General features: G+C 69.3%; 22 protein-coding genes, 1 tRNA gene, 1 pseudogene and 1 riboswitch. Of the genes and pseudogenes, 5 read left to right on the top strand and 19 right to left on the bottom strand.

Translation table 11 applies throughout. The features are described from left to right. Positions 1-113: 113 nt before the first annotated feature. The 6 genes and pseudogenes from ACUN0C_RS03495 to eno all read right to left on the bottom strand — a co-directional run bounded on the left by ACUN0C_RS03495 (position 114) and on the right by eno (position 6,464). Complete coding sequence (locus ACUN0C_RS03495; RefSeq protein WP_445464941.1) at positions 114-551, bottom strand: OsmC family protein; 438 nt, start codon at positions 549-551, stop codon at positions 114-116. 45 nt (positions 552-596) lie between these two features. Next, complete coding sequence (locus tag ACUN0C_RS03490; RefSeq protein WP_445464940.1) at positions 597-1,976, bottom strand: pyruvate dehydrogenase complex dihydrolipoamide acetyltransferase; 1,380 nt, start codon at positions 1,974-1,976, stop codon at positions 597-599. A 113-nt stretch (positions 1,977-2,089) separates the two neighbouring features. After that, on the bottom strand, positions 2,090-3,493 hold the full coding sequence (locus ACUN0C_RS03485; RefSeq protein WP_445465424.1) for a pyruvate dehydrogenase complex E1 component subunit beta: 1,404 nt from the start codon (positions 3,491-3,493) through the stop codon (positions 2,090-2,092). Positions 3,494-3,547: 54 nt separating this feature from the next. After that, a pseudogene (gene pdhA, locus ACUN0C_RS03480) lies at positions 3,548-4,516 on the bottom strand (pyruvate dehydrogenase (acetyl-transferring) E1 component subunit alpha); the annotation flags it as partial. Positions 4,517-4,711: 195 nt separating this feature from the next. Next, entirely contained in the window at positions 4,712-5,047 is a 336-nt protein-coding gene (locus tag ACUN0C_RS03475) for an FtsB family cell division protein (protein ID WP_445464939.1), read from the bottom strand. Positions 5,048-5,186: 139 nt separating this feature from the next. Further along, the gene (eno, locus tag ACUN0C_RS03470) at positions 5,187-6,464 is read right to left on the bottom strand and encodes a phosphopyruvate hydratase (protein ID WP_445464938.1); all 1,278 of its coding nucleotides are present in this window, start codon (positions 6,462-6,464) and stop codon (positions 5,187-5,189) included. Between the two features lie 240 nt (positions 6,465-6,704). Between eno and ACUN0C_RS03465 the strand changes: the two genes are divergently transcribed. Continuing rightward, a complete protein-coding gene (locus ACUN0C_RS03465) occupies positions 6,705-7,208 on the top strand; it encodes a YciE/YciF ferroxidase family protein (protein ID WP_445464937.1) in 504 nt (167 codons plus the stop codon). A gap of 39 nt (positions 7,209-7,247) precedes the next feature. On the opposite strand, the gene kdsA is transcribed toward ACUN0C_RS03465, so the two are convergent. Together kdsA and ACUN0C_RS03455 are read right to left on the bottom strand one after the other, a co-directional pair. Next, the gene (gene kdsA / locus ACUN0C_RS03460) at positions 7,248-8,087 is read right to left on the bottom strand and encodes a 3-deoxy-8-phosphooctulonate synthase (RefSeq protein WP_445464936.1); all 840 of its coding nucleotides are present in this window, start codon (positions 8,085-8,087) and stop codon (positions 7,248-7,250) included. Continuing rightward, positions 8,084-8,956 carry a VOC family protein gene (locus ACUN0C_RS03455; RefSeq protein WP_445464935.1) on the bottom strand — a complete coding sequence of 291 codons (873 nt, stop codon included), beginning with the start codon at positions 8,954-8,956 and terminating at the stop codon, positions 8,084-8,086. The genes kdsA and ACUN0C_RS03455 overlap by 4 nt, the downstream gene beginning before the upstream one ends. A 239-nt stretch (positions 8,957-9,195) precedes the next feature. Here ACUN0C_RS03455 and ACUN0C_RS03450 point away from each other — a divergent pair, with 239 nt between their 5' ends. Continuing rightward, entirely contained in the window at positions 9,196-9,930 is a 735-nt protein-coding gene (locus ACUN0C_RS03450) for a phytochelatin synthase family protein (protein ID WP_445464934.1), read from the top strand. Positions 9,931-9,948: 18 nt separating this feature from the next. On the opposite strand, the gene ACUN0C_RS03445 is transcribed toward ACUN0C_RS03450, so the two are convergent. From ACUN0C_RS03445 to tpiA, 3 genes are all read right to left on the bottom strand, one after another. Next, on the bottom strand, positions 9,949-11,577 hold the full coding sequence (locus tag ACUN0C_RS03445; RefSeq protein WP_445464933.1) for a CTP synthase: 1,629 nt from the start codon (positions 11,575-11,577) through the stop codon (positions 9,949-9,951). Between the two features lie 86 nt (positions 11,578-11,663). After that, on the bottom strand, positions 11,664-12,143 hold the full coding sequence (secG, locus tag ACUN0C_RS03440; protein WP_445464932.1) for a preprotein translocase subunit SecG: 480 nt from the start codon (positions 12,141-12,143) through the stop codon (positions 11,664-11,666). A gap of 54 nt (positions 12,144-12,197) precedes the next feature. After that, positions 12,198-12,944 (bottom strand): triose-phosphate isomerase, encoded by a 747-nt coding sequence (tpiA, locus tag ACUN0C_RS03435; RefSeq protein ID WP_445464931.1) that lies wholly within the window; start codon positions 12,942-12,944, stop codon positions 12,198-12,200. A 121-nt stretch (positions 12,945-13,065) separates the two neighbouring features. Between tpiA and ACUN0C_RS03430 the strand changes: the two genes are divergently transcribed. Continuing rightward, positions 13,066-14,964: a SurA N-terminal domain-containing protein gene (locus tag ACUN0C_RS03430; protein WP_445464930.1), complete on the top strand. Its 1,899-nt coding sequence runs from the start codon at positions 13,066-13,068 to the stop codon at positions 14,962-14,964. Beyond that, on the top strand, positions 14,965-16,473 hold the full coding sequence (gene trpE, locus ACUN0C_RS03425; protein WP_445464929.1) for an anthranilate synthase component I: 1,509 nt from the start codon (positions 14,965-14,967) through the stop codon (positions 16,471-16,473). Positions 16,474-16,488: 15 nt separating this feature from the next. On the opposite strand, the gene cobO is transcribed toward trpE, so the two are convergent. The 7 genes from cobO to ACUN0C_RS03390 form a co-directional block, all read right to left on the bottom strand. Then, entirely contained in the window at positions 16,489-17,112 is a 624-nt protein-coding gene (gene cobO, locus ACUN0C_RS03420; RefSeq protein WP_445464928.1) for a cob(I)yrinic acid a,c-diamide adenosyltransferase, read from the bottom strand. Continuing rightward, positions 17,109-20,885: a cobaltochelatase subunit CobN gene (cobN, locus tag ACUN0C_RS03415; RefSeq protein WP_445464927.1), complete on the bottom strand. Its 3,777-nt coding sequence runs from the start codon at positions 20,883-20,885 to the stop codon at positions 17,109-17,111. The genes cobO and cobN overlap by 4 nt, the downstream gene beginning before the upstream one ends. A gap of 31 nt (positions 20,886-20,916) precedes the next feature. Continuing rightward, positions 20,917-21,942, bottom strand: a complete 1,026-nt coding sequence (gene cobW / locus ACUN0C_RS03410; RefSeq protein WP_445464926.1) for a cobalamin biosynthesis protein CobW — start codon at positions 21,940-21,942, stop codon at positions 20,917-20,919. Beyond that, positions 21,939-22,463 (bottom strand): bifunctional adenosylcobinamide kinase/adenosylcobinamide-phosphate guanylyltransferase, encoded by a 525-nt coding sequence (cobU, locus tag ACUN0C_RS03405; RefSeq protein ID WP_445464925.1) that lies wholly within the window; start codon positions 22,461-22,463, stop codon positions 21,939-21,941. Before cobU ends, cobW begins: the two co-directional genes overlap by 4 nt. Then, on the bottom strand, positions 22,460-23,182 hold the full coding sequence (locus ACUN0C_RS03400; protein WP_445464924.1) for a CbtA family protein: 723 nt from the start codon (positions 23,180-23,182) through the stop codon (positions 22,460-22,462). The genes cobU and ACUN0C_RS03400 overlap by 4 nt, the downstream gene beginning before the upstream one ends. Positions 23,183-23,189: 7 nt before the next feature. After that, positions 23,190-23,366: a CbtB domain-containing protein gene (locus tag ACUN0C_RS03395; RefSeq protein ID WP_445464923.1), complete on the bottom strand. Its 177-nt coding sequence runs from the start codon at positions 23,364-23,366 to the stop codon at positions 23,190-23,192. Between the two features lie 31 nt (positions 23,367-23,397). Beyond that, a riboswitch (cobalamin riboswitch) is annotated at positions 23,398-23,614 on the bottom strand. Next, complete coding sequence (locus tag ACUN0C_RS03390; RefSeq protein WP_445464922.1) at positions 23,611-23,937, bottom strand: hypothetical protein; 327 nt, start codon at positions 23,935-23,937, stop codon at positions 23,611-23,613. (Overlaps the previous riboswitch by 4 nt.) 77 nt (positions 23,938-24,014) lie before the next feature. On the opposite strand from ACUN0C_RS03390, the gene ACUN0C_RS03385 reads away from it, so the two are divergent. Further along, positions 24,015-24,089, top strand: a tRNA-Asn gene (locus tag ACUN0C_RS03385). A 252-nt stretch (positions 24,090-24,341) separates the two neighbouring features. Here the strand turns inward: ACUN0C_RS03385 and ampH are convergent. Then, positions 24,342-25,505 (bottom strand): D-alanyl-D-alanine-carboxypeptidase/endopeptidase AmpH, encoded by a 1,164-nt coding sequence (gene ampH / locus ACUN0C_RS03380; protein ID WP_445464921.1) that lies wholly within the window; start codon positions 25,503-25,505, stop codon positions 24,342-24,344. Positions 25,506-25,752: the final 247 nt, after the last annotated feature.

Here is a 25,752-nt window from a genome sequence, read left to right as displayed (position 1 = left end):
GGCGGCGGTCAATCCGGCGCTCGGCCGCCGGGCACCGCGGAGGTGCGGTTTGCGCGAAAAGCGAGACGGCCGGCAGGTGCCGGCCGTCCGAAACGTCGCTGAGCTATGCGCGTTCAGCTGCTCAGCTGTGCATTCAGCGTGATGTCCGCGTTCAGCACCTTGGAGACCGGGCAGCCGGCCTTGGCGCCCTCGGCGTGCTTCCTGAACTCTTCGTCCGACAATCCGGGCACCTTGCCGGTGAGCGTCAGCTCGACGGCCGCGATCCTGAACCCGCCGCCGTCGGCCTTCTCCATCTTCACCTTGGCCGTCGTGCGCAGCTCTTCCGGCGGGTGCCCGGCACCCGACAGCGCGAAGGCGAGCGCCATGTTGAAACAGCCGGCATGGGCCGCGGCGATCAGCTCTTCCGGGTTCGTCCCCGCCTCGTCGCCGAACCGCATCCCGGCGGAATAGGGCACGCCAGACAGCGTGCCGGTCGAGGACGTGAGCGTCCCCTTGCCGTCCTTGCCGGCACCCCTCCAGACAGCTTCCGCCGAACGATTGCTTTGGGCCATTCCTGATTTCCTCCGGTTTCGATTGGCATGCCCGCCGGCCGGTCGTCAGGCCAGCATGGCGATCGGGCTCTCGATGTAGCGCTTGAAGGCGGCGATCAGCTCGGCCCCGAGCGCCCCGTCCATCGCGCGATGGTCGCACGAAATCGTGACGGTCATGATGTTGCGCACAACGACCTCGCCCTTGCGGACGACCGGCCGCTCCTCGCTGACGCCGATCGCGAGGATGCTCGACTGCGGCGGGTTGATCACCGCGCTGAAGTCGCGGATGCCGAACATGCCGAGGTTCGACACCGCCGTCGCGCCGCCCTGGTACTCCTCCGGCTTGAGCTTCCGGTCCCGCGCGCGCTTCGCGAGGTCCTTCATCTCGTTGGAGATCGCCGAGAGGGTCTTCTGATCGGCCGAGCGGATCACCGGTGTGATGAGGCCGCCGGGCAGCGCCACGGCGACCGCGATGTCGGCATGCTTGTGCTTCAGCATGCCCTCGCCCGTCCACGTGACGTTGCCGTCCGGCACCGCCATCAGCGCCATCGCGAGCGCCTTGATGACGAAGTCGTTGACCGACAGCTTGTAGAGCGGCTCCTCGCCCTTGTCGGTCTTGCGCGTCGGCGCGCCGGCATTCATCTCGGCGCGCATCTTGAGAAGCGCGTCGATCTCGCAATCGACCGTCAGGTAGTAATGCGGGATCGTCGCCTTGGCCTCGGCGAGCCGCCGGGCGATCGTCTTGCGCATGGAATCGTGCGGCACGAGCTCGTAGGAGCCTTCCGCGAAGAGCTTCCGGATCTGCTCGTCCGAAGGACCGGCCGGCGCCGCCGCAGGAGCGGGCTGCGCCTGCGCGGCCGCCGCCGGCTTCCCGGCCCCGGCGGCCCCGCCGGCAATCGCCTGCTCGATGTCGCGCTGGATGACGCGGCCGTGCGGTCCGGAGCCGGAGACGGCGGCGAGGTCGATCCCGTTCTCCGCGGCGAGCCGGCGCGCGAGCGGAGAAGCGAAGATCCGGCCGTCGCCGTTGCCCTTGCGGGCTACCGGTGCCGCGGCTGCTGCCGCCGGCCGGGGTGCCTCCGCCACTTTGGCGGGTTCGGGTGCCTTGGCCGTTTCGGCCGGCGTCCCGCTCGCGGTCGGCGCAGGTGCCTCCCCGGGCGCCTCGGCCCGTTTCGCTTGGGGCGCCGCGGCCGACGAGGCGTCCTCGTCCTCGCCCGCGAGCAGCGCGATCACCTCGTTGACCGGCACGTCCGCCGTCCCTTCCGGCACGACGATGCGGGCGACGGTGCCCTCGTCGACGGCCTCCACTTCCATCGTCGCCTTGTCGGTCTCGATCTCGGCGATGACGTCTCCCGAGGAGACCTTGTCGCCCTCCTTGACGAGCCATTTGGCGAGGTTGCCCTTCTCCATGGTCGGCGAGAGCGCGGGCATCAGGATGTTGATCGGCATGTCGGGCGCCCTCTCAGAGCATGTTCTTGTCGGCCGGGCGTCGACCGGCGCGGTGTGCGCCGCGGCAGCGATGGCCGCCGCCCGGACGTGTCGGCCGCACCACGTCGCGACCCCTAGCGATAGGCGACCGCCTTGGCCGCATCGACCACCTCCTTGATGGAGGGCAGCGCGAGCTTCTCGAGATTGGCCGCATAGGGCATCGGCACGTCCTTGCCGTTCACGTTGAGGACGGGCGCGTCCAGGAAGTCGAACGCCTTCTGCATGAGGCGCGCCGCGATCTCGGTGCCGACCGAGTTCTGCGGCCAGCCTTCCTCGACCGTGACGCAGCGGCCGGTCTTCTTCACGGATGCGACGATGGTTTCGACGTCCATCGGGCGGATCGTCCTGAGGTCGATCACCTCCGCCTCGATCCCCTCCCCGGCCAGCGCCTCGGCCGCCTTGAGCGCATAGGTCATGCCGATGCCGAAGGAGACGATGGTCACGTCCTTGCCGGGGCGCGCGATCTTGGCCTTGCCGATCGGCAGGACGAAATCGTCGAGCTTCGGCACCGGGAAGCTCTGGCCGTAGAGGATCTCGTTCTCGAGGAACACGACGGGATTCGGGTCGCGGATGGCCGCCTTGAGGAGGCCTTTGAAGTCGGCCGCGCTATGCGGCATGACCACCTTCAGGCCCGGGACATGGCTGTACCAGGAGGAATAGTCCTGGCTGTGCTGGGCCGCCACGCGCGCAGCCGCGCCGTTCGGCCCGCGGAACACGATCGGGCACCCCATCTGGCCGCCGGCCATGTAGAGCGTCTTGGCGGCCGAATTGATGATCTGGTCCATGGCCTGCATCGCGAAGTTCCACGTCATGAACTCGACGATCGGCCTCAGGCCCGCGAAGGCGGCGCCGACGCCGAGCCCCGCGAAGCCGTGCTCGGTGATCGGCGTATCGATCACCCGACGCGGCCCGAACTCCTCCAGCAGGCCCTGCGTGACCTTGTAGGCGCCCTGGTACTCGGCCACCTCCTCGCCCATCACGAAGACGTCGCCGTCGCGGCGCATTTCCTCGGCCATCGCGTCGCGGAGCGCCTCGCGCACCGTCATCTCGACCATCTCCGTGCCTTCCGGCACCTCGGGCGCATCGACGGGCGGCTTGGCGCGGGGCAGTTCCACGAGCGCCGAAACGGGCCCCGTCTCGGTGCCGCGCGCGATCTTCTCGCCCTCGTCCTCGCCCTTCTCGGGCGGCGTCTTCGACGCCGGCGGCTCGGCCTCATTCGAGGGGGCGGCGCCGTTCGCGGCAGGCTTCTCGACCTTGATCGCCGAGGATTCCTCGTCCTCGCCCAGGAGCAGCGCGATCGGCGTGTTCACCTTCACTCCCTCGCTGCCCTCGCCGACGAGGATCTTGCCGATCCGGCCCTCGTCGACGGCCTCGACCTCCATGGTCGCCTTGTCCGTCTCGATTTCGGCGATGACGTCGCCGGCCGACACCGCGTCGCCTTCCTTCACCACCCAGCGGGCGAGCTTGCCCTCCTCCATCGTGGGTGAAAGCGCGGGCATCAGGATTTCCGTCGGCATGTTTCCTCCGCCCGATCAGGCTTCGACGTATACGTCGGTCCAAAGCTCCGACGCGTCCGGCTCCGGATCGTGCGTGGCGAACTCGGCCGCCTCGTTCACGATCTGCCTGATCTCCTTGTCGATGGTCTTGAGATCGTCCTCGCTCGCCCGGCCGGATTCGATCATCCGCACCTTCACCTGCTCGATCGGATCGTGCTCGGTCCGCATCTTCTGGACCTCTTCCTTGGAGCGGTACTTGGCGGGGTCGGACATCGAATGGCCGCGGTAGCGGTAGGTGAGCATCTCCAGGATGATCGGCCCCTTGCCGGAGCGGGCATGCTCGAGCGCCATGTCGGCAGCGGCCTTCACGGCGCGCACGTCCATGCCGTCGACCTGGTGGCCCGGAATGTCGAAGGACTGGCCGCGCCGGCAGAGTTCCGTCGTCGCCGACGCGCGCCGGACGCTCGTCCCCATCGCGTACTGGTTGTTCTCGATGACGTAGACGACGGGCAGCGACCAGAGCTTCGCCATGTTGAAGCTCTCGTAGACCTGGCCCTGATTGGACGCGCCGTCGCCGAAATAGGTGATGGAGACGTTGCCGTTCTCGCGATAGCGGTTGGCGAAGGCGAGCCCGGTTCCGAGCGGCACTTGCGCACCGACGATGCCGTGCCCCCCGAAGAAGAACTTCTCCTTCGAGAACATGTGCATGGAGCCGCCCTTGCCCTTGGAATAGCCGCCGCGGCGTCCCGTGAGCTCGGCCATCACGCCCCTCGGGTCCATCCCGGTCGCCAGCATGTGGCCGTGGTCGCGATATCCGGTGATGACCTGGTCGCCCTCGACCATCTCCATCTGGATGCCGACGACGACCGCCTCCTGGCCGATATAGAGGTGGCAGAACCCGCCGATCAGGCCCATGCCGTAGAGCTGGCCGGCCTTCTCCTCGAAGCGGCGGATGAGGAGCATGTCGCGATAGGCGCGCAGTTCCGCTTCCCTGGAAAGATCCGCGGGCTCGAAGGCGCCGACACGGTCGGCGTGCTCGGCCTTCTCGGCCTGCGGCTGCCTGTCTGCGCGGGCGCGACGGGCCGCAGCCTGGGTGTCCGCCATCGTTTCCTCCGGAATTCGGGCGCTTTTGAGTGACATATAGCCTCATGCGCGCCGGGGAAAGACCGCCCGGCGCTGCATGGCTGGAATGCAGCAGCGCTATTGGAGGGGCTGGCTCGTCCGCGGGCCGAGCAGAATCACGAGGTCGCGGTCGGACGCCATGTTGAGCGCCTGGCGCGCCCGCTCGTCGATGAGGTCGCCGTCGAGGCTGTCGGCCCGCATCAGCGAGATCCGCTTCTCGGCGACGGCGCGTTCGGCCCTCACCTCGGCGAGCGCCTGCTCGAGTTCCGCCTGGCGGATCTCGAGCTTCTCCAGCGCATTCAGGCCGTAGGTGCCCTCGACCGCGTGGAAGGCGAAATAGCCGAGGACGAGAAGGGACAGCGCCGGGATCAGCAGAGGCTTGAACTTCGACTGCCTGTGCTGACGCGTTGACATGACCGGCGCTGCCCGAAAAGGGAAAAAGGGACGGAACGCAGAACCTATCGACGTCCCACGGTCGGAACCTACCCAGTCAGCGTAAACAAAGGGTGTCGGGGCTAGGAGGCCCGCCGTCCCGGATCGGGACGGGCCTCCCTCAGCTCCGCAGGATCGAGCGGCCGGCGAAGCGGGCCATCGGTCCGAGCTCCTGCTCGATCCGGATCAGCTGGTTGTACTTGGCCAGCCGGTCCGACCGCGCCAGCGAGCCCGTCTTGATCTGCCCGCAATTGGTGGCGACCGCGAGGTCGGCGATGGTGGCATCCTCCGTCTCGCCCGAGCGATGGGATATCACCGTCGTGTAGGCCGCCTTGTGCGCCGTCTCGACGGCGTCGAGCGTCTCAGTGAGCGTGCCGATCTGGTTCACCTTCACGAGCAGCGAGTTGGCGATGCCCTCCGCGATGCCCCTGCGGAGCCGGTTGGAGTTCGTCACGAAGAGGTCGTCGCCGACCAGCTGGCAGCGCCCGCCGACCGCCTCGGTGAGCGCCTTCCAGCCTTCCCAATCGTCCTCGGCCATGCCGTCTTCGATCGAGACGATCGGGTACCGGTCGAGGAGGTCGGCGAGATAGCGCGCCATCTCGTCCGGGCCGAGCGCGCGGCCCTCGCCTTCCAGATGATAGCGGCCGTCGCGGAAGAATTCGTTCGCCGCGCAGTCGAGCGCCAGGGACACGTCGTCGCCCGGGCGGTAGCCGGCCTGCTCGATCGCGCGGAGCACGAAGCCGATCGCATCATCGGTGGAGGCGAGCGCCGGCGCGAAGCCGCCCTCATCGCCCACATTGGTGTTGTGGCCGGCTTCCTTCAGCGCCTTCTTCAGCGTCTGAAAGATCTCCGCGCCCATCCGGACCGCATCGGCGAGCGATTCGGCGCCGATCGGCATCACCATGAACTCCTGGAAATCGATCGGGTTGTCGGCGTGGACGCCGCCGTTCACGATGTTCATCATCGGCACCGGCAGGAGGCGGGCGTTGACGCCGCCGACATAGCGGTAGAGCGGGAGCGCGCAGGCGTCGGCGGCCGCCTTGGCGACGGCCAGCGAGACGCCGAGGATGGCGTTCGCACCGAGCCGGCTCTTGTTCTCCGTCCCGTCGAGCTCGATCATCGCCTCGTCGATCTGGACCTGGTCTTCCGCGTCGAAGCCGGAAAGCGCGTCGAAGATCTCGCCGTTCACCGCCTCGACTGCATTGAGCACGCCCTTGCCGAGGTAGCGGGCCTTGTCGCCGTCGCGCAGTTCCACCGCCTCGTGCGCCCCGGTCGATGCGCCGGACGGCACGGCCGCCCGCCCGCGCGACCCGTCCTCGAGCGTGACGTCGACCTCCACGGTCGGGTTGCCCCGGCTGTCCAGGATCTCGCGGGCTACGATATCGATGATGGCGGTCATGTCGGTCTCCTCCGGTCGGCGGTGACGCATATTCGATGCATGCGGGAATCGGAAGGGCCGGCGGGAACACGCGGCCGGAGCGAGGCGGCGCCGGGCCGCACGACGGTTTGCCGGCGGGCAGGACTCGCAGCGGGATTTCGTGGAACGGGCCCGTCCGCTTGCCGTTTTCCGAATGCGGGGCGCGCGACCGGCAGACGTTGCGTACCGCCCCGGCGAAATTCCAGGTCACGGGAGACAGACATGGGCCTTTTCACGAAGGACATCAAAACGTTCGACGACCTTTTCGTGCATCAGCTGCAGGACATCTACTACGCCGAGAAGCAGATCCTGAAGGCGTTGCCGAAGATGATCGAGAAGGCCGGCGATCCGCAGCTGCGGTCGGGCTTCGAGATGCACCGCAAGGAAACCGAGACGCACGTCACCCGGCTCGAGCAGGTCTTCCGCATGCACGGCGCGGAGCCGAAGGGCGTCGACTGCCCCGCCATCGACGGCATCATCAAGGAGGCGAACGAGATCATCGGCGACGTCGCCGACAAGGAGGTGCTCGACGCCGCGCTCATCAACGCCGCCCAGGCGGTCGAGCACTACGAGATCGTGCGCTACGGCACGCTGGTGGCATGGGCGAAGCAGCTCGGCCGGAACGACTGCGCGAGCGTGCTGGAGCAGACGCTGCGCGAGGAGCACGCCGCCGACGACAAGCTGAACAAGCTCGCCCTCGGCAAGGTCAACCGCAAGGCGGCGTAGGTCCGCCTCCAGGCGGCGCGGGCTACCCCGCCCGCGCCGTTACCCACCGCGCCTCTTCGCAAGCCGGTCGAAAGCCCTGAGCTCCTCCAGCAGCGCCGGCATTTCGGCGAGCGGCACCATGTTCGGGCCGTCGGAGGGCGCGTTGTCGGGATCCTGGTGGGTTTCGATGAAGACGCCCGCCACGCCGACAGCGACCGCCGCCCGCGCCAGCACCGGCACCATCCGGCGGTCGCCGCCCGACGACGTGCCCTGCCCGCCCGGCTGCTGCACGGAGTGCGTCGCGTCGAACACCACCGGCGCGCCGGTGTCGGCCATGATCGGCAGCGAACGCATGTCGGTCACGAGCGTGTTGTAGCCGAACGAGGCGCCGCGCTCGGTCAGGAGCACGTTCGGATTGCCGCTCTCGACCACCTTGGCGAGCACGTTCGCCATGTCCCAGGGCGCCAGGAATTGACCCTTCTTCACGTTCACGACACGGCCGGTCAGTGCTGCGGCGACGAGAAGGTCGGTCTGGCGGCAGAGGAAGGCCGGGATCTGGAGGACGTCGACCACCTCGGCCACTTCGGCGCATTGTCCGGGCTCGTGGACGTCGGTGAGGACCGGAAGGCCGAGCTCCCTGCGAATAGCCGCAAAGACGGGCAGCGCGGCCTCGAGCCCCAGGCCCCGGCGGCCGGTCAGGCTCGTCCGGTTCGCCTTGTCGAAGCTGGTCTTGTAAACGAGGCCGATCCCGAGGCACTCGCAGATCTCCTTCAGCCGCCCGGCCATCTCGAAGGCGTGCTCCCGGCTCTCCATCTGGCAGGGGCCCGCGATTAAAGCGAGCGGGAGCGCGCTGCCGAAGCGCACGTCCCCGACCGCCACCACCCGGTTGGCTTCATTCATTCCGACCGCCCCCTGAATGCCACGACGGCGCCCTGCCCCGGATGCGGCGGAAGGACGATCATCCGATTGTGCCGGATTGAACCCGGCGCGAACGGCGCCGCCGCATCGATGTCGGCGACCTCGATTTCCATGCCGGCCAGGAGCAACCCCTGCCCCGGGTCGGGCGCCTCCACGCCGAAATGGGCGCGGAAGCCGAGCGGCGAAAAGACCGTGAACCTCGCGCCCGCCATCTCCGCCTCGATCTCGAACGAGGTCACGCGCAGTTCGCGCTGACCCGTGATGGCTTCGGCCAGGATGTGGAAGTCGGCCGGGCTCGAGGCGACGGCGGACACCGCGACGACGCCCCGCGCGCCGTTCGGGTGCGCCACGTATTCCGGCCGCCAGAGCACGTCCGCGGCGAGGTGCTGGCAGGCGAAGAACGTGGCGTCCGGCGCCCGCTCGTCGACGGCGAAGGCGAGGACCACGCCGATCTCGCGCTCCTTGCCGTCGGGCAGCACGGCCCTCCGCGAAAACCGGAAATCGGAGCCGCGGCTCACGCCCGCGCCGACGAAGGCTGCATGATCGGCGGCGGCGTCCCCGCTGCGGAGCGCCAGCATCGCGAAGCCTTCGCCGCGCCGCGCGACGTAACCCGCCGCCCGAGAGACGAAGAGCACGTCCTCGCTTTCCGCCTGCTCCGCCGCGGCGCGATCGACGACGGCGAGCGGCTCCAGATAGGTGCGGTTCTCGAAGAAGACGCAGCAATTGCCGGTGCCGAACGGGTGCCGGGCATCCGGGGCGACGGTGAAGCCGAGCGAAGTCCAGCGCTCCCGTGTAGACGTCAGGCTCGCGACGGGCAGGACCAGGTGGTCGACCGAACGGATTGTGCTCACCCCTGAAGACGCCGGATCACGCACGGCAGGCGTCGTTCATTGCCGCGCAACGTGCGGGCCGCGTCGTAGCCGCGATCGCGGAGGAGGTCAAAATCTCAATCGTCGCAAGCGGAGCCGGGCCGGGGCACCCGCGCCGAGCATCCGCATGGCTGCCTAACGCCGCAGGGGGTGGACAGCGCCGTTTTGAATGAAGACCTAGGCGAGGAGACCAGAAACCCGATCCATGCGACGGAGAGAGCATGCAGCATCTCGCCGGCGCGGGACTTCTTTTGGGCCTCGGCGAGAGCTGGGTCCAGGAGGCGGACCTCGCGCTGTTCCATCCCGATACCCAGCCCGTCTTCGATGATCCCGCCTACCTGTTGGCACGGCCGGACGCCGACTTCTGGCGGCTCGCGGAATTCTACGCGCCGCAGGCGACGCCCTGCGCGTGCTCGCTCGCCTCTGCGGCAATGGCGGTGGGCGCGCTCGCGTCGCATACCGACACGGCGCAGGTCCGCCTCACGCAGGAGGCGCTGCTCGCCGCTGTCGGCGATCCGCAATGGGCCGCACAGGTCGCCGAAGCCGGCTCGGGCGTGACGTTCGAGGAGCTCCAACTCTATCTGCGCCGAAGCCTCGACTGGATGAGGCTCGAAAACGCCGCGGTCGAGGCGCTTGCATCCAAGGGTATCGACGACGACGCGCTGGCGACGGTCCGGACGGCCCTTTCGACGAATGAGGGTGAGCCGGACAGCGTCATGCTCGCCTACTATAATCAGCGAGTCCTCACCGGCGACTGGGGCGGTCTCCACGTTTCCCCGATCGGAGCCTACGATGCGGACGCGGACCGCGTCCTCATCATGGATGTCGACCGCGATCTGCACCTTCCCTACTGGACCTCGACGGAAGCCCTGGCGGAAGCGCTCGTGACGCCGGACGAGGCAGAGACCGGCCCGCTCGCCGGCGAGACGGGCGGGCTGATCCGGCTCGCGGTCTGATTTCGAGGACGGGCCGGCTCAGACCAGCCGGCTCTGCTCGACCGCCGCCTCGATGAAGGATGCGAAGAGCGGGTGCGGCTCGAACGGCCGCGACTTCAGCTCCGGATGATACTGCACGCCGATGAACCAGGGATGGTCGGCGAGCTCGACCGTCTCCGGCAGCAGCCCGTCCGGCGACATGCCGGCAAAGCAGAGACCCGCCTCTTCCAGCCGGTCGCGGTAACGGATGTTCACCTCGTAGCGGTGGCGGTGCCGCTCGGAAATGTCCGTGCTGCCGTAGATCGCCGCGATGCGGCTGTCCGCATTCAGTCGCGCCTTATAGGCGCCGAGTCGCATCGTGCCGCCGAGATCGCCTTCGGCGGCGCGGCGCTCCAGCTCGTTGCCGCGCAGCCATTCTGTCATCAGCCCCACGACCGGCTCGTCCGTGGGACCGAATTCCGTCGAGCTCGCCCCCTTGATGCCGGCCATGTTCCGCGCCGCCTCGATGACCGCCATCTGCATGCCGAAGCAGATGCCGAAATAGGGGACGTTCCGGGTCCGCGCGAAGGTCACGGCATTGATCTTGCCCTCCGTGCCGCGCTCGCCGAAACCGCCCGGAACGAGGATCCCGTTGACCCGCTCGAGATAGGGAGACGGGTCTTCCTGCTCGAAGATCTCGCTCTCGATCCAGTCGAGCTCGACGCGCACCTTGTTGGCGATGCCGCCGTGCTGCAGCGCCTCGATGAGCGACTTGTAGGCGTCCTTCAGCCCCGTGTACTTGCCGACGACGGCGATCGTCACCTCCCCTTCCGGGTGGTGGATCGTGTGGCCGATGGCGCGCCAGCGGGCGAGGTCGGGCGAATGGCGCTCGGTCAGTCCGAAGGCGGCGAGCACCTCGTCGTCCAGGCCCTCGGTGTGATAGGCGACGGGCACGTCGTAGATCGAGCGCACGTCGAGGGCGGGGATGACGGCGCCTTCGCGCACGTTGCAGAAGAGCGCCAGCTTCCGCCGCTCGCCCTCCGGGATCGGCCGGTCGCAGCGCACCAGCAGGATATCCGGCTGGATGCCGATCGAACGCAGCTCCTTCACCGAATGCTGGGTAGGCTTCGTCTTCAGCTCGCCGGCCGAGGCGATGAACGGCATCAGCGTCAGATGGATGTAGACGCATGAGCCGCGCGGCAGGTCGTTGCCGAGCTGGCGGATCGCCTCGAAGAAGGGCAGCGCCTCGATGTCGCCGACGGTGCCGCCGATCTCGCACAGCACGAAGTCGCAATCCTCGTTGCCGTCGAGGACGAATGCCTTGATCGCGTCCGTGACGTGCGGGATCACCTGGACCGTCGCGCCGAGATAGTCGCCCCGCCGCTCCTTGGCGATGATCTCCTGATAGATCCGGCCGGTGGTGATGTTGTCGTTGCGGTTCGCGGAGCGCCCGGTGAAGCGCTCGTAATGGCCGAGGTCGAGGTCGGTCTCCGCGCCGTCGTCGGTGACGAAGACCTCGCCGTGCTGGTACGGGCTCATCGTGCCCGGATCGACGTTGAGATAGGGGTCGAGCTTCCGCAGCCGGACCTTGTAGCCGCGCGCCTGGAGCAGCGCGCCGAGCGCCGCCGATGCGAGACCCTTGCCGAGTGAGGAGACCACGCCGCCGGTGATGAAGATGTACCGCGCCATGGGCCTCGATATCTAGCTGGCGAGGGGGGATTCGTGGAGTCTGAAATTGAGAGGCCGGGGAAAAGTCCCCGGCCCTTGCACCGAGCCTACTGGCCTGCCGGTTGCTGCGGCCCGCCGGACGGCGCGGCCGGGGCCGGCACGGTCGGCTCCGGGGCGGCGGACGGCGCCTGCGGTCCGGACGCCGGGGGCGCCTGGGTCTGGCCGGCGGGAGCCGACGCGCCCGCGCCCTGGAGCTGCTCGAGGATCCCCGGGCCGCTTCCCGGTGCCTGCGGCGCGCCGCCGGACGGCGCAGCGGGGACCGGCAGCGTGCTCGCCGGCAGCCGGTCGAGAATGTCGGCCGGGCGCGAGTCGAGCCGCGCCAGCATGGCGAGGCCGAGCGAGGTCGCGAAGAACACGGCCGCCAGGACGCCCGTCGAGCGCGTCAAGAGGTTGCCCGCGCTCCGGCCGGACAGAAAGTTCCCCGATCCGCCGATGCCGAGCGCGCCGCCTTCCGAGCGCTGCAGCAGCACCAGGCCGATCATGGCGAGAACCACCATGAGGTGAATTACGATAACGACAGTTTCCATGATCCTCTTCCTTGGCCGCGGCTTCTACACGAGGCCGGCGGCACATTGAAGGCGTCAGAGGCCCCCTGCGGCACCGACGATCGCGAGGAAGTCCTTGGCCTTGAGGCTCGCGCCTCCGACGAGACCGCCACCGACGTGGGCGATGGCGAGGATCTCGGCCGCGTTGGACGGCTTCATCGAGCCGCCGTAAAGGATGCGGATCTCCTCCCCGGCCGACCCGAATCGATCGCACAGATGCCGGTGGATATGGTGATGCATCTCGGCGATGTCATCCCCGGTGGGCGTGCGCCCGGTGCCAATCGCCCACACCGGTTCGTAAGCGATGACGATGCGGCCCGGATCGCCGTCCGGAATCGACCCGGAGAGCTGGGCGGTCACGACGTCCGCGGCGGCGCCGCGCAGGCGCTCCTCCTCCGTCTCCCCGACGCAGATGATCGCGAGGAGGCCGGCGCGATGCGCGGCCTCGGCCTTAGCCCTCACGGTCGCGTCGTCTTCATTGTGATCGGTGCGGCGCTCGGAATGGCCGACGATCACTGCGGACGCGCCGGCATCGGCCAACATCTCGGCCGAGATATCGCCGGTGTGCGCGCCGGCCGCCTCGGCATGGCAGTCCTGCCCCCCGATTGCGACCGGCCCGTTCTCGAGCGCCGAGGCGAGACGGGCGATCAGCGTTGCCGGCGGGCAGATCATCACGTCGGCCTTCCCGCCGGCCGCGGCGAGGCCCGCCGCGACCGCGCGCGCTTCCGCGATGTCCGCCGTCAGTCCGTTCATCTTCCAGTTGCCGGCGATCAGCTTCCGCATCGGTCCTGAGCTCTCCCGGGAAGGGGCGGCGACCAGCCTTGGCACGGGCACGCGGTGCCTCTAAGGTCCGACCGCCGGGCCGGGCGTGCCCGGCCTTTTTCTGTCGGGACGAGGGTGTTCCATGCTCGATCGAATGCGTCAAGGAGCCAGCGGCTGGACCGCCAAGGTCCTGCTCGGCCTGCTGATCATCAGCTTTGCCGTGTGGGGCATCTCGGGCCAGTTCTTCGGCTACGGCACGGGCCAGCTGGCGCGCGTCGGCGACGCGGAGGTGACGACGCAGGAATTCCAGCGCGCGCTCCGGCAGCGGATGGACGCGATCAGCCAGCGCACCGGCTCGCTGCTGACGCTCGAGCAGGCGCGCCTCTTCAGCATCCCGCAGCAGGTCCTCAGCGAACTGATCACCCAGGCCGCCCTCCAGGATCAGGCGCAGGACTACAATCTCGGCATTTCCGACGAAGCGCTCGCCGAGGAGATCCAGCGCGACCCGACCTTCCACGGCGTCGGCGGCCGGTTCGACCGGGCGCGCTTCCAGGCGCTGCTGCGCAATGCCGGGATCCGCGAGGACGACTACGTGATGGAGCTTCGCCACCAGGCGCTCCGCAACCAGATCCTGACCGCGATCAGCTCCGGCATCACGGCGCCCGAGCCGCTGGTGCAGGCCTTCTACCGCTACCAGAACGAGCAGCGCACCGTCGCCTATCTGGCGGTGGACGAGAGCGCCGTGGAAGCGCCCGCGCAGCCGGACCAGGCGGCGCTCGAAGCGTATTTTACCGACAACAGGGGCGCGTTCCGCGCGCCGGAGTACCGCAGGATCGCCACGGTCTCGCTCGACGCGAACGCGATCGCCGATCCGGCCGCCGTCTCCGAGGCGGACGTAAACGAGGCTTACGAGCGGCGACGCCAGGAATTCACGCGCACGGAGCGCCGGCGTATCGAGCAAATCCGCTTCGAGTCGCGCGAGGCCGCGGAGCAGGCCCAGCAGGCGATCGAGGGCGGCAAGGACCTCTTGGAGGTCGCGCAGGAGCGTGGCCTTTCGCCGGCCGACATCGATCTCGGCCTGAAGACGCGGCCCGAAATCGTCGACGCGCGGGTCGCCGAGGCGGCATTCGCGGCCGAGGAAGGCACAATCGTGCCCGTCCTCGACGGCTCGCTCGGGCCGGCGATCATCCGTGTCACGGCGATCGAGGCCGGCTCCGTCACGCCGCTCGCCGAGGTCGCCGACAGGCTTCGTGCCGAGATCGCCCAACGCGCCGCGGGCGCGCGCGTTCTCGATGTCTTCGACGAGATCGAGGACGAACGCGCCGGCGGCTCCACCCTGGAGGAAGCGGCCCAGAAGCTGTCGCTTCCCTACGCCGTCATCGAGAGCGTCGACCGCGAGGGCCGCGCTTCCGACGGGACGGAGGTCGCCGGCCTGCCGGGCGGGCGCGAGCTCCTCGCGGAAGCGTTCGAGACGGACGTCGGCGTGGAAGCCGATCCCGTCCACATGGGTAACGATTCCTACGTCTTCTTCGAGGTTCTCGACGTGGTGCCCGAGCGCGAGCGGACCCTGGACGAGGCGCGCGACGACGTGCTGGCCGCCTGGCGGCGTGACCAGGTCGCGGAGCGGGTCGAGGAGCGCGCCACGGCGCTGTTCGATCGCCTGAAGGCCGGCGAGGGCCTGGAGGCGCTCGCCCAGGAGATCGGAAAGAGCGTGCAGCGGGTCGAGAACCTCTCCCGCAGCGAACCGAATGCCGAACTGAGCCGCAACGCGCTCGCCCAGGCCTTTGCCGGGCCCGAAGGCCACGTCGCCAACGCGGAGGCGGAGGACGGAGCGGCGCGCATCCTGCTCCAGGTGGAGACCGTTTCCGCACCGGCCTTCTTCGCGGAGGCGGAGAGTGCGCAGTCGCTGCAGAACAACCTGGCGAACGCGCTCCAGACCGATCTCCTCCAGGCCTATGCCGGGCAGCTGATGCAGAGCCGGCCCGTCACGGTGAACAACGCGGTCTACGCGCAGCTCACCGGCGAGAACCGGAGCCAGTGAATGCTCATCGAGCCCACGTTCGAGGACTTCGCGGAACGCTACACAGCCGGTGCCCCGCAACTGGTCTGGACGCGCCTCGTCGCGGATCTCGAGACGCCGGTCTCCGCCTTCTTGAGGATCGCCGCCGGACAGCCGAACGCCTTCCTGCTCGAGTCGGTCGAGGGCGGCGCGACACGCGGCCGCTATTCGATGCTCGGGCTCAATCCCGACCTCCTGTTCCGCGCCGAGGGTAGCCGCGCCGAGATCGCGCGGCTCCCGGACCTCGGCCGGTTCGAACCGTGCCGCGAGGAGACGCTCGCCGCCCTTCGCCGCCTGCTGGCCGAAAGCCGGATCGAGGTGCCGCCCGGACTGCCGCCGATGGCCGCTGGCGTCTTCGGCTATCTCGCCTACGACACGGTCCGGCTGATGGAGCGCCTTCCCGAGCCCAATCCCGGCGGCATCGGCGTACCGGATTCCATCTTCGTGCGGCCGCAGATCGTCGCGATCTTCGATGCGGTGAAGGACGAGCTGACGGTCGTCACCCCGGTCCGGCCGCAGCCGGGCCTCGCAGCGCGCGAAGCCTACGACCGGGCGGTCGACCGGCTCTGCAATACCGTGGATGCGCTCGACCGGCCGCTCGACCGCAACCCGGAGACTGCGGAGATCTCGCTCGACGCCGAGATCGCCTCCAACACCACGCCCGAGGAATACAAGGCGATGGTCGCGAGGGCGAAGGACTACATCGCCGCCGGCGACATCTTCCAGGTCGTGCTCTCCCAGCGTTTCGAAGCGCCCTTCCCGCTCCCCGCGTTTTCGCTCTACCGCGCGCTCCGGCGCACCAATCCCGCACCCTTTCTCTATTTCCTGGAATTCGGTGACTTCGCCGTGGTGGGCTCGTCGCCGGAAATCCTGGTGCGGGTGCGCAAGGGCGAGGTCACGATCCGCCCGATCGCCGGCACGAGGCCGCGCGGGGCGACGCCGGAGGAGGACCGGCGCCTCGGCGAGGAGCTCCTCGCCGATCCGAAGGAGCGCGCCGAGCACCTGATGCTGCTCGATCTCGGCCGCAACGACGTCGGCCGCGTGGCGGCCCTCGGCACCGTCAAGGTCACCGACCAGTTCTTCCTGGAGCACTACAGCCAGGTCATGCACATTGTCTCCAACGTGATCGGGACGCTGCGCCCCGATCGTGACGCCGTCGACGCGCTCATCGCGGGCTTCCCCGCCGGCACCGTCTCCGGCGCACCGAAGATCAGGGCCATGGAGATCATCGACGAGCTGGAGAAGGAGAAGCGCGGCATCTATGCCGGCTGCGTCGGCTATTTCTCCTGCGACGGCGAGATGGACACCTGCATCGTGCTGCGCACGGCCGTGGTGAAGGACGGCCGCATGTACGTGCAGGCCGGGGCCGGCATTGTCGCGGATTCCGATCCGGCCTCGGAGCAGGCAGAATGCGTCGCCAAGGCGCGGGCGCTGTTCCGCGCCGGAGAGGAGGCGCGTCGGTTCGCGAGCCGCGCCATCAGGGGCCAGTAGGGCCTGGCGCCTCCGTCAGAACTCGATACCCTTCTGCGCCTTCACGCCGGATCGGAACGGGTGCTTCACCTGTTCCATCTCCGTGACGAGGTCGGCCGCCTCGATCAGCTCCTCGCGCGCGTTCCGCCCCGTCACGACGACGTGCTTCATCGGCGGCCGGGCCTGCAGGACGGCGAGCACCTCGTCGAGGGGCAGATACTCGTAGCGGAGCACGATGTTGAGCTCGTCCAGCAGGACGAGGTCGTGCTCGGAATCCATGATGAGCTCGCGCGCCTTGTCCCAGGCGGCCCTCGCCGCGGCGATGTCGCGCGCGCGGTCCTGCGTCTCCCAGGTGAAGCCCTCGCCCATCGTGTTGATGGTCACGCGGTCGCCGAACCGCTCCAGTGCGGCGCGCTCCCCCGTCTGCCAGCGCCCCTTCACGAACTGGACGACGCCGACCTTCATGCCGTTGCCGAGCGCCCGGAAGACGAGGCCGAAGGCTGCCGTCGACTTGCCCTTGCCCTTGCCGGTGTGGACGATCAGCAACCCCTTCTCGATCGTCTTGGTCGCGATGATCTTGTCGCGCGCCTCCTTCTTGCGCCGCATCTTCTCGGCGTGCCTGGCGTTGATCTCCGCCTCCGTGAGCCCTTCGGTCTTCATGGCGCACTCCCCGTCATTGCAAGCAGGTCTTCGTAGGTGCTGTTCCGCCGCGGCGCCCAGAGGCCACGGTCGACGGCCTCGCGGAACCGCGATGCGATCTCCTTCAGCGCCGGCGGGTTGTTCTCGGCGATGAAGCCGCGGACCGTGCCGTCGGCGAGATAGGCGTCGTAGAGCTGGTCGAAATGGTGGTGGCGCACGGCGTTGGTCGTCGCGGCGAAGGCGAACAGGTAATCGACGGTCGCGGCGATCTCGAACGCCCCCTTGTAGCCGTGGCGCATGACGCCGGCGATCCATTTCGGGTTGGCCGCGCGGCCGCGGACGACGCGCGCCACCTCCTCCTCGAGCGCGCGGATGACGGGCCGCTCGGGCCGGGAATGGTCGTTGTGGAAGACGCGCGGTGCCGCCCCCGAGAGCGTCTCGACGGCCGCCGAGAGCCCGCCCTCGAACTGGTAGTAATCGTCGGAATCGAGGAGGTCGTGCTCGCGATTGTCCTGGTTCTGGACGACGGCATCGACCGTGGCGAGCCGCGTTTCCAGGAGGTCGCGGGCGCCCTCGCCCTCCGCGCCCCCGCCATAGGCGTAGGCAGACCATTCCAGGAAGGACGCCGCGAGATCCTTCCGCTCGCGCCAGATGCCCTCGTCGATGAGCGCCTGCAGGCCCGCGCCGTAGGCACCGGGCTTCGATCCGAACACCCGGAAGGAAGCCGCCTTGCCGGCCGCCTCGCCGGAAAGCCCTGCCGCCGTCAGGCGCTCCGCGTCGGCCCGGATGCGGGCGGCGATCGGGTTGGCGTCGGCCGGCTCGTCGCGCTCCGCGACGGCCTGCACCGCCTCGTGGAAGAGCGCGATCTGCGCCGGGAACGCGTCCCGGAAGAACCCCGAGATCCGCAGCGTCACGTCGACCCGCGGCCGTCCCAGTTCGGAGAGGGGAACGACCTCGATCCCCGTGACCCGGCCGGAGGCGGGCTCCCAGACCGGCCTCGTCCCGATCAGCGCCAGTGCCTGGGCGATGTCGTCGCCGCCGGTGCGCATGTTCGACGTGCCCCAGACGGTGAGCGCGATCGCCTTCGGCCACTCGCCCTCGTCCTGGAAGTACCGCTCGGCCAGCATGTCGGCCGAGCGGCGCCCGAGATCCCAGGCTGCCGGTGTCGGTACGGCGCGGACGTCGACGGAGTAGAAGTTCCGGCCCGTCGGCAGGCAGTCCGCCCGCCCCCGCGTCGGGGCGCCGGAGGGTCCCGGTGGCACGAAGCGGCCGGCGAGCGCGTCGAGCACGGCCCGGATCTCGCGCTCGCCCGATCCGTCGAGCGCCGGGGCGACGCGGCTGCGGATGTCCTGGAGGACGCGGCGGGTCCTCGCCGCCCAAGCCGGGAGTTCCGCACCGTTGACGTCCGAGACCAGCCGGAGCGCAAGCGATTCGAGCCGCTCCACGGTATCGCCTTTGGTTCGCCACGGCGGAGCGCGGTCGCCGCCGAGCTTCCCCGCGCTTGGATCGGATGCTTCGCGCTCGAGCCGGAGCACATCCGGTCGCGGGCCGGTCCACAGCTCGGAATATCCGCAGTCGAGCGGGTCGAAGCCGAGGTCGAGGTCGTCGGCCAATGCCCGCAGCAGCGAGGCGTCGCCATCCCTGCCCGACCCCCGCGGCACCCGCGCCAGCGCGACCAGCGTCTCGGCCCGCTGGCGCGCCTGCGGCGCCTCGCCCAGCACGTGCAGTCCGTCCCGGATCTGCATCTCCTTCAGGTCGCAGATGTGCTCGTCGAGCTTCGCCAGCGCCGTCTCGGTATCCGCTCCGGGCGCGAGACCGAGGTCGTGGTCGAAACCATGCGCCCTCGCAAGGTCGAGGATCCGGGCGGCGACGAGCTTCGCGCGGCGGGGATCGGCGGCTTCAGCCGCCGCGTACTCGTCGATGAGCGCTTCGAGCGCGGCCGCCGCACCGTGGCTCTCCGCCCGTGCCATCGGCGGCATGAGGTGGTCGACGATGACGGCCGCGCTCCGCCGCTTCGCCTGCGCCCCCTCTCCGGGATCGTTCACGATGAAGGGATAGATTACCGGCAGCGGGCCGAGCACGGCCTCAGGGAAGCATTTTTCCGAAAGCGCCAGCGCCTTGCCCGGCAGCCATTCGAGGTTGCCGTGCTTTCCCATGTGGACCAGCGCGTCCACCCCGAAGACGTGCCGCAGCCAGCCGTAGAGGGCGAAGTACCCGTGCGGCGGAACGAGATCGGGATCGTGATAGGTCGCCTTCGGGTCGATGTTGTAGCCGCGCGCGGGCTGGATACCGACCACGACGTTTCCGAAGCGATGCGCCGGCAGCACGAACGCGCCGTCCCGCACGAAGGGGTCGTCGCAGGGTTCGCCCCACCGCTCCTCGACGGCGGTCTGAACGTCCGGCGGCACTCCCTTGAAGAAGCGTGCGTACTCTTCAATCCCAAAGGCCATGTCACCCCGGCGCGGCGAAGCCTTGCGCGCATTGGTGGGGCCGGCGAGCAGACGCTCCATCAGCGCTCTGCCCGTCCTCGGCGCGCCGGTGGCGTCGAAGCCTGCAGCGCTCAGTTCGGCCAGCAGCCGCGCCGTGGAGGCGGGAGCGTCCAGCCCGACGCCGTTCGCAATCCGTCCGTCGCCGTTCGGGTAGTTGGCGAGCACGATCGCCACGCGCTTTTCCGCATTCGGGGTCCGCCGCAGGCGGGCCCAGGCGGCAGCCAGGTCGGCCGCGAAGGCGATCCGGTCCGGCTTCGGCCGGTGGCGCATCGGACGGCACTCGGTGAGCGGATCGCGCTCGCCCGCCTCCTTGAAGGAGACCGAACGCGTGACGATCCTGCCGTCGATCTCCGGCAGGACCACGTTCATGGTGAGGTCGGCCGGGGAGAGACCCCGTGTGGAACTCGCCCACGCCTCTTCCGAGACGCCCGAAAACGTCACCTGGAGCACCGGGCGCTCACCGCCGTCGAGCACGGTTGCCGCGCCCGCTCGCCCCGGTTCCGAGATCGAGAAGGCGGTGGCGTTCAGGACCACGTCGGGGCGGTGCTCTGCGAAGGCGGCAGCGACGAAGGCCGAATCGGCCGCCTGCTTCAGGCTCGACACGAAGAGCGGGAGGGGCCGCAGGCCACGGTCCGCGAGTGCGGCGCAAAGCGCGTCCACGGGCTCCGTCTGTCCCGCCTGGACGAGCGCCCGGTAGAAGACGATCGCGGCCTTGGCCGCTTCCGGTTCGTGCGGGCTCTGCGGTGCCTGTCCGGGCGGGCGCCATTCGTGGAACCCTGCAGTGGGCAGCGTTTCCGCCGGCCCGGGTTCGTCTGCGGCATCGATGAGATAGGCACAGTACTGCAAGGCGCGCGCGAGGTTCTCCGCACCGCCCTCGACGAGGTAGGACCAGAGCATCCGGGCCTCGTCCGGGTCTAGGGTGCCTTCCGCGGCAAGGGTCGGATCCCAGGTGGAATCGCCTGGGACGACGGCGAGCTTCGTCCGGTTCGCCCTTGCGAGCCGCACCGCCTCGTCGAGGCCGTAGCGCCAGTAGGACGCGCCGCCGAGGAGCCGGATCACGACGAGCTGCGCCTGCGCGAGCACCTTCTCCGCATAGAGGTCGACGGAATAAGGGTGCGCGAGCGCCATCCAGTTCGCCAGACGGACGGACGGAAAATCCTCGCCCAGCCGGCGGCGGGCGGCCGCGAGGCCGGACAGCTCGGTGTCGGCGGCAGAAAGGATCACGATTGCGCCGGGGCTCTGCTCCAGGTCGACGGGCTCCCCCGCCGCCTCCAACCCCCGCGCCTGCCCCTTCAGGATGTGCATGGAACCTGCCGCCCGGTTGCGCCCGGGGCGCTCAGCCGCGCAACGCCGCCTCGACGGCCTCGCGGTCCATCGCCTTGAGGCCGATTACCACGAGGCCCGGACGGCGCTGCGGATCGGGCGCAAACCAGGTCTCGACCCGCGGGCCCACGGCCTGCACCGCCAATGGCGCGGGCCGGCCGGAGATCCGGACGAGGCCCTTGATCCGGAGCACGCCCTCGAGCGCCATTGCCGCCCTCACCCGCTCCTCGACCTCGGGTCTGCCGCCGGCATCGACGTCCAGCACGAACGTGTCGAAATCGTCGTGGTCGTGATCCTCGCCCTCGAGCTCGTGATGGCTCTTGCGGTTCTCGATGTCCGCTTCCGCCGAGGCCGCCTGCCCGAGCAGGATGTCGGCCGGCACGGCGCCGTTCGCGACGCGGACGGTGCGCGCCTGCGGCCGTCGGTCGGCGGCGATCGCGGCCTCGACGCGGGCGAGATCCTCGTCCGCCACGAGGTCGGTCTTGGAGATGAGGATCAGGTCGGCGCAGCGCAGCTGGTCCTCGAACAGTTCCTCGACCGGATCGTCGTGATCGAGCGAGAGGTCCTTGGCGCGCTGCTCGGCGAGCCTGGCCTCGTCTGAGGCGACCCGCCCTTCGGCGACGGCCGCAGCGTCGACGACGGCGACGACGCCGTCGACTGTGACACGGTTGCGGACGCTCGGCCAGGTGAAGGCCTTCACCAGCGGCTGCGGCAGCGCCAGCCCGGAGGTCTCGATGACGATGTGGTCGGGCAGGTCGGCACGCCCGAGGATCGATTCCATCGCCGGCAGGAAATCGTCGGCGACCGTGCAGCAGATGCAGCCGTTGGCGAGCTCTATGATCTCGTCGGCGCCGCACGCCTCGCTGCCGCAATCGGACAGCAGCCCGCCGTCGAAACCGACGTCGCCGAACTCGTTCACGATGAGCGCGATGCGGCGGCCGCCCGGGTTCTGCAGGAGGTGCCGGATCAGCGTGGTCTTGCCCGCGCCGAGGAAGCCGGTGACGATGGTGGCCGGGATGCGGCCGAAATCCGCGCTCATGCGCTTGATCCTTTCAGTACGAGAGGCAGGCCCGCTGCGACGAAGACGACGTGGCCGGCGATCTCGGCGACGGCCTGATTGAGGCGGCCTTGCGCGTCGCGGAAGCGGCGGCCGAGGGCGTTGTCCGGCACGATGCCGAGCCCGACCTCGTTGGAGACGAGAACGACGAGGCCGGGCGCACGCCGAAGGCGCTCCAGGAGCATCCGCGACCGCTCCTCGATATCGATCCCGGCCAGCATCAGGTTGGAGAGCCACAGCGTGAGGCAATCGACGAGCAAGACCCGCCCGGGCCCGGCCTCTTCCCCGATCGCGTCGGGAAGCGCCACCGGCGCCTCGCGCGTGCGCCAGCCGGCACCGCGCCGCGCGCGATGCTCCGCGATCCGTTCGGCCATCTCGCCGTCGCCCGCCTCGGCGGTCGCGAGGTAGACGGGGTCCAGCCCGCTCGCCGCCACGATCGCCTCGGCGTGCCGGCTCTTGCCGGAGCGCGCGCCGCCGAGGACGAGCGCGATTCCCTGCCTCATCCGCTGCGCGAGAAGCGCTGGTAGAGCGATCCCGAGGCATAGCCGAGCACCGCCCAGAACACCGCGGAGACGACCAGGGAGGCGGCCGCGAAGTGCCCGGCGAGCTCGGCCGGCGCGGTGCTCGCATAGGCCGGAGGATGCGGCGCGCCGACGAGATGCGGCACGACGATTGCCGCCATCCCGGCAATCCGGACGAGCACGTTCCTGCCGAGCACCAGGGCCCCGAGCCCGCCGGCCGTCGCCGCGGCCGTGAGCAGCCACCAGGCCTGCCGGTCGGCCAGTGCCGCCGCGCCGCTCCCCGGGATTTCCGGCGGCAGCCCGAGCGCCGGCGCGAGCGCCACCGCCGCAAAGCCGGCGATGCCGAAGGCCAGCCCCGTCGGACCGTCGATCGGACGGCCCGACACCGCCATCGCGCCGAGCAGGACGAGCGCGAAGCCGATCCCGAGCACGATCGTGGCAAGCGACGTGTAGACGGTGCGCTCCGGCCCGTCGGCCGGCTCCCATTCGCCGTTGTCGCCGGCTTCCGGCGCGACGGAGTGGACGAGGAGGATCAGCCCCTCAGAGGCGAGCGCGGCATGGCCGTCGTGGTGGCCGGCGCCGTCTTCGTAGCGTTCGGCCTCCAGGATGAGGGGCGTCGTGGTCACGTGCTGGAGCGCGGACGTGAGGAGCCCCGCCGCGAGCCCTGCGGCCGCGGCGCTCAGTACCAGATTGCGAAGCATGGCGCCCTCAGTGGCAGGGAAGGCCGAAGGCGTGGCGCGTGTCGTGCGTAGCGTTGTGAAGCGCCGCAGGACTGGCGAAGCCGGCGGCAAAGACCACCGCGATGCCGAAGGCGAGCGCCGCCAGGCCCTGCCATCTCGGCAGGTGAACGGCTGATGTTGTCGTCGAACGCGAAGCGAAATCCATGGAAACCTCCTTGCCGTCCCTCCGACGGCGGGTAGAGCGCTTCGCCCGGGCTGGTCTCCTGGCTCGCGGGTCTCCGCCCTGCCCGCGCCTTCCCGTTTCCGGTGGCAGAGTGCGGGTGGGCTCGCCGCTTACAGTTGCGGGGGCAGCTGCGGCATTGGAGGCCCGGCTTGGGTCCCTCCGCACCGCATTCCCATTTCATCCCCAGGCGCGTGGCGCGCCGGCGGGGAACCAGAGCGTCTTGGGATTATCGGGAATTCGGCTCGTCGCGCAAGCCGTTTTGCGGCCCGGGGTCGGTCCATGCGGCGAGCTTCGGATACCGGCGATGGAACCACACCGTGAAGCGCCTCCGCCAGCGCCTGACCGGAGGCAGGTCGATGGAGAGGACGATGAGCCCGAGCGGGATCATCCAGACCCCCAGCACGGGGAGGAAGCTGAACATCCCGCCGACGACGAGAAGGCTGCCCAGCACGATCCTCAGCAGCGGCGATTGCGGGAGCGGGATCTGGTGGCGGCCGAGGCGGAGCTTGCGCGGCAGCGGTGCGGGGTCCGCCGCATCTGGTGGGAATTGCATCATTCGCGTTGCGGTCTCTCCGCGCAAAGGGCGCGCTTGAAATACACGATCCGCCCCGATATATGCGGCCCCATCGATCCCCGGTAGCTCAGTGGTAGAGCAACCGGCTGTTAACCGGTTGGTCGCTGGTTCGAATCCGGCCCGGGGAGCCATATTCCAGAAGGGGTTAGCTGCAGAAGCTAGCCCCTTCTTCTTTTTCGCGCACGGGCAGGCGGTAGCGAGGTAACAGCGCTCCGCCTCGGGACCGGGGCGGCAGTGCCGGGCGCAACTGAGGGTGACGCGGCGGGAGCGGCGTGCGCCAGTTCGCTGCGCACTTCCATGAAGCCGCTCAGGAGTGAGCCTCAGCCCGGCTGCCAGTCGCATTCTGGCCCCTGGTCGGATCGTGCGGCAGAACCGCGCCGGTTTCAGCGCGGCGCGAGGCTGGCGATGAAGTCGTTCGCCGCTTCCGTCATGGCCATCGCTGCGGCGAAGTCGAACCGGTTTATGGCGACGAACACGCCGACACCCCGCGTCGGCTCGAACGCCACATAGGAGAAGATGCCCTGCAGCCCGCCGGCCTTCTGCAGGATCAGCGGGCGGTCATCGCGCGGCATCATGACGACCCAGCCGAGCCCGATGGCGTCCATGCGGCCCGATTCGTCCATGCCGAACGCCATCTCGAGGCCGTCGCGGTAGAGATAGCTCGCGTGGTCGATCAGCCGGACATCGGCACCGTCATCGCCGAAGCGGTCGAGATGCCATTTCAGCCACAGCGCCATGTCCTCGGCGGTCGAATAGAGCCCGCCTGAGCCGACGATGGCATCGCCCGTGGGGACCGCAGGCAGCGCCTCCCCCTCAAACCCGTGGCCCTGGAGGATCCGGTCCGATTGATCGCCGCTCGGAGCAAAGGTCGTATCGTTCATCCCGATCGGGCCCGTGACCCGTTCGCGCAGAAGGTCCGGATAGGCTGTCCCGGCCGCGGAGCCGAGAGCGTCGGCGAGCAGGTCGAAGCCCATGTTCGAGTACAGGACGGCCGAACCCGGGCGGAACAGGAGCGGCTCGGAGCCGAGCCACCGCTCGAATGCGGCGCGCGTGATGTTCGAGAAGGGATCCTCGTCGCTGCCGGGCTCGTGCGGGACCTCGCGCGGAAGGCCGGCGGAGTGCGTAACAAGGTCGATGAGCCGGATCGCCCGCGCAGAGTCATCGGAGCCATCCTTGGCCCAGGCAAGGTGATTTGAAAGCGGGTCCGCAAGCCCGACCGTTCCGTCCGCGGCGAGGCTTGCGAGGACCTGCCCGGCGAAGGCCTTCGTGATCGAGCCGACCCGCATCAGCGTCCTGCCGTCCGGCTCCTGCCCCGACCCGTCGGCGCGTTCACCGAATCCTTCGATCGCGACCTCGCCACCGCGGACGGCGGCGACGACGAGTGCCGGCACTCCGATCTCGAGGTGCAGGACCTGCCCGAAAAAGGCGGTCGCCTCCTGCAAGGCCCTGTCTTCCGCTCGAACCGTCGAAGCGGCCGGCGCAATGAACAGGAAGAAGCACAGCAGAGATCGCGCCGAGAAGCGCCTGCTTGTCGTGAAGCCGATCATCATCATTTTCTTGCCAGCCTCCCCTGCGCCACACGGCGCCGACGAACCGTATGGCATCCTCCGAGCATTGCGCCACCGCTCGAGCGATGCTTCGAGTGTTCGGGTTAAGCAGGCATGTCGGTCGCGATCTTCGATCGGCCAACGGGACCGAACCTTCCGGACGTTCCGTGACGGCGGAGAAGCGGGTTGCCGCCCTCCGCCCGGACCGGCGGGTTCCGTGCCAGCGGCGGTTGACCTTTTCTCGCCG

The sequence above is a fragment of the Faunimonas sp. B44 genome, assembly GCF_052655945.1.
Note: the sequence above shows the minus strand (reverse complement) of the source record. Positions and strands in the feature narration are given on the sequence as shown.

Bases quoted from the DNA above. Each gene is read 5' to 3' on its own strand.
- ACUN0C_RS03495 (WP_445464941.1), bottom strand. From the start codon at position 551: ATGGCCCAAAGCAATCGTTCGGCGGAAGCTGTCTGGAGGGGTGCCGGC.
- ACUN0C_RS03490 (WP_445464940.1), bottom strand. From the start codon at position 1,976: ATGCCGATCAACATCCTGATGCCCGCGCTCTCGCCGACCATGGAGAAG.
- ACUN0C_RS03485 (WP_445465424.1), bottom strand. From the start codon at position 3,493: ATGGAGGAGGGCAAGCTCGCCCGCTGGGTGGTGAAGGAAGGCGACGCG.
- ACUN0C_RS03475 (WP_445464939.1), bottom strand. From the start codon at position 5,047: ATGTCAACGCGTCAGCACAGGCAGTCGAAGTTCAAGCCTCTGCTGATC.
- eno (WP_445464938.1), bottom strand. From the start codon at position 6,464: ATGACCGCCATCATCGATATCGTAGCCCGCGAGATCCTGGACAGCCGG.
- ACUN0C_RS03465 (WP_445464937.1), top strand. From the start codon at position 6,705: ATGGGCCTTTTCACGAAGGACATCAAAACGTTCGACGACCTTTTCGTG.
- kdsA (WP_445464936.1), bottom strand. From the start codon at position 8,087: ATGAATGAAGCCAACCGGGTGGTGGCGGTCGGGGACGTGCGCTTCGGC.
- ACUN0C_RS03450 (WP_445464934.1), top strand. From the start codon at position 9,196: ATGCAGCATCTCGCCGGCGCGGGACTTCTTTTGGGCCTCGGCGAGAGC.
- ACUN0C_RS03445 (WP_445464933.1), bottom strand. From the start codon at position 11,577: ATGGCGCGGTACATCTTCATCACCGGCGGCGTGGTCTCCTCACTCGGC.
- secG (WP_445464932.1), bottom strand. From the start codon at position 12,143: ATGGAAACTGTCGTTATCGTAATTCACCTCATGGTGGTTCTCGCCATG.
- tpiA (WP_445464931.1), bottom strand. From the start codon at position 12,944: ATGCGGAAGCTGATCGCCGGCAACTGGAAGATGAACGGACTGACGGCG.
- ACUN0C_RS03430 (WP_445464930.1), top strand. From the start codon at position 13,066: ATGCTCGATCGAATGCGTCAAGGAGCCAGCGGCTGGACCGCCAAGGTC.
- trpE (WP_445464929.1), top strand. From the start codon at position 14,965: ATGCTCATCGAGCCCACGTTCGAGGACTTCGCGGAACGCTACACAGCC.
- cobO (WP_445464928.1), bottom strand. From the start codon at position 17,112: ATGAAGACCGAAGGGCTCACGGAGGCGGAGATCAACGCCAGGCACGCC.
- cobN (WP_445464927.1), bottom strand. From the start codon at position 20,885: ATGCACATCCTGAAGGGGCAGGCGCGGGGGTTGGAGGCGGCGGGGGAG.
- cobW (WP_445464926.1), bottom strand. From the start codon at position 21,942: ATGAGCGCGGATTTCGGCCGCATCCCGGCCACCATCGTCACCGGCTTC.
- cobU (WP_445464925.1), bottom strand. From the start codon at position 22,463: ATGAGGCAGGGAATCGCGCTCGTCCTCGGCGGCGCGCGCTCCGGCAAG.
- ACUN0C_RS03400 (WP_445464924.1), bottom strand. From the start codon at position 23,182: ATGCTTCGCAATCTGGTACTGAGCGCCGCGGCCGCAGGGCTCGCGGCG.
- ACUN0C_RS03395 (WP_445464923.1), bottom strand. From the start codon at position 23,366: ATGGATTTCGCTTCGCGTTCGACGACAACATCAGCCGTTCACCTGCCG.
- ACUN0C_RS03390 (WP_445464922.1), bottom strand. From the start codon at position 23,937: ATGCAATTCCCACCAGATGCGGCGGACCCCGCACCGCTGCCGCGCAAG.
- ampH (WP_445464921.1), bottom strand. From the start codon at position 25,505: ATGATCGGCTTCACGACAAGCAGGCGCTTCTCGGCGCGATCTCTGCTG.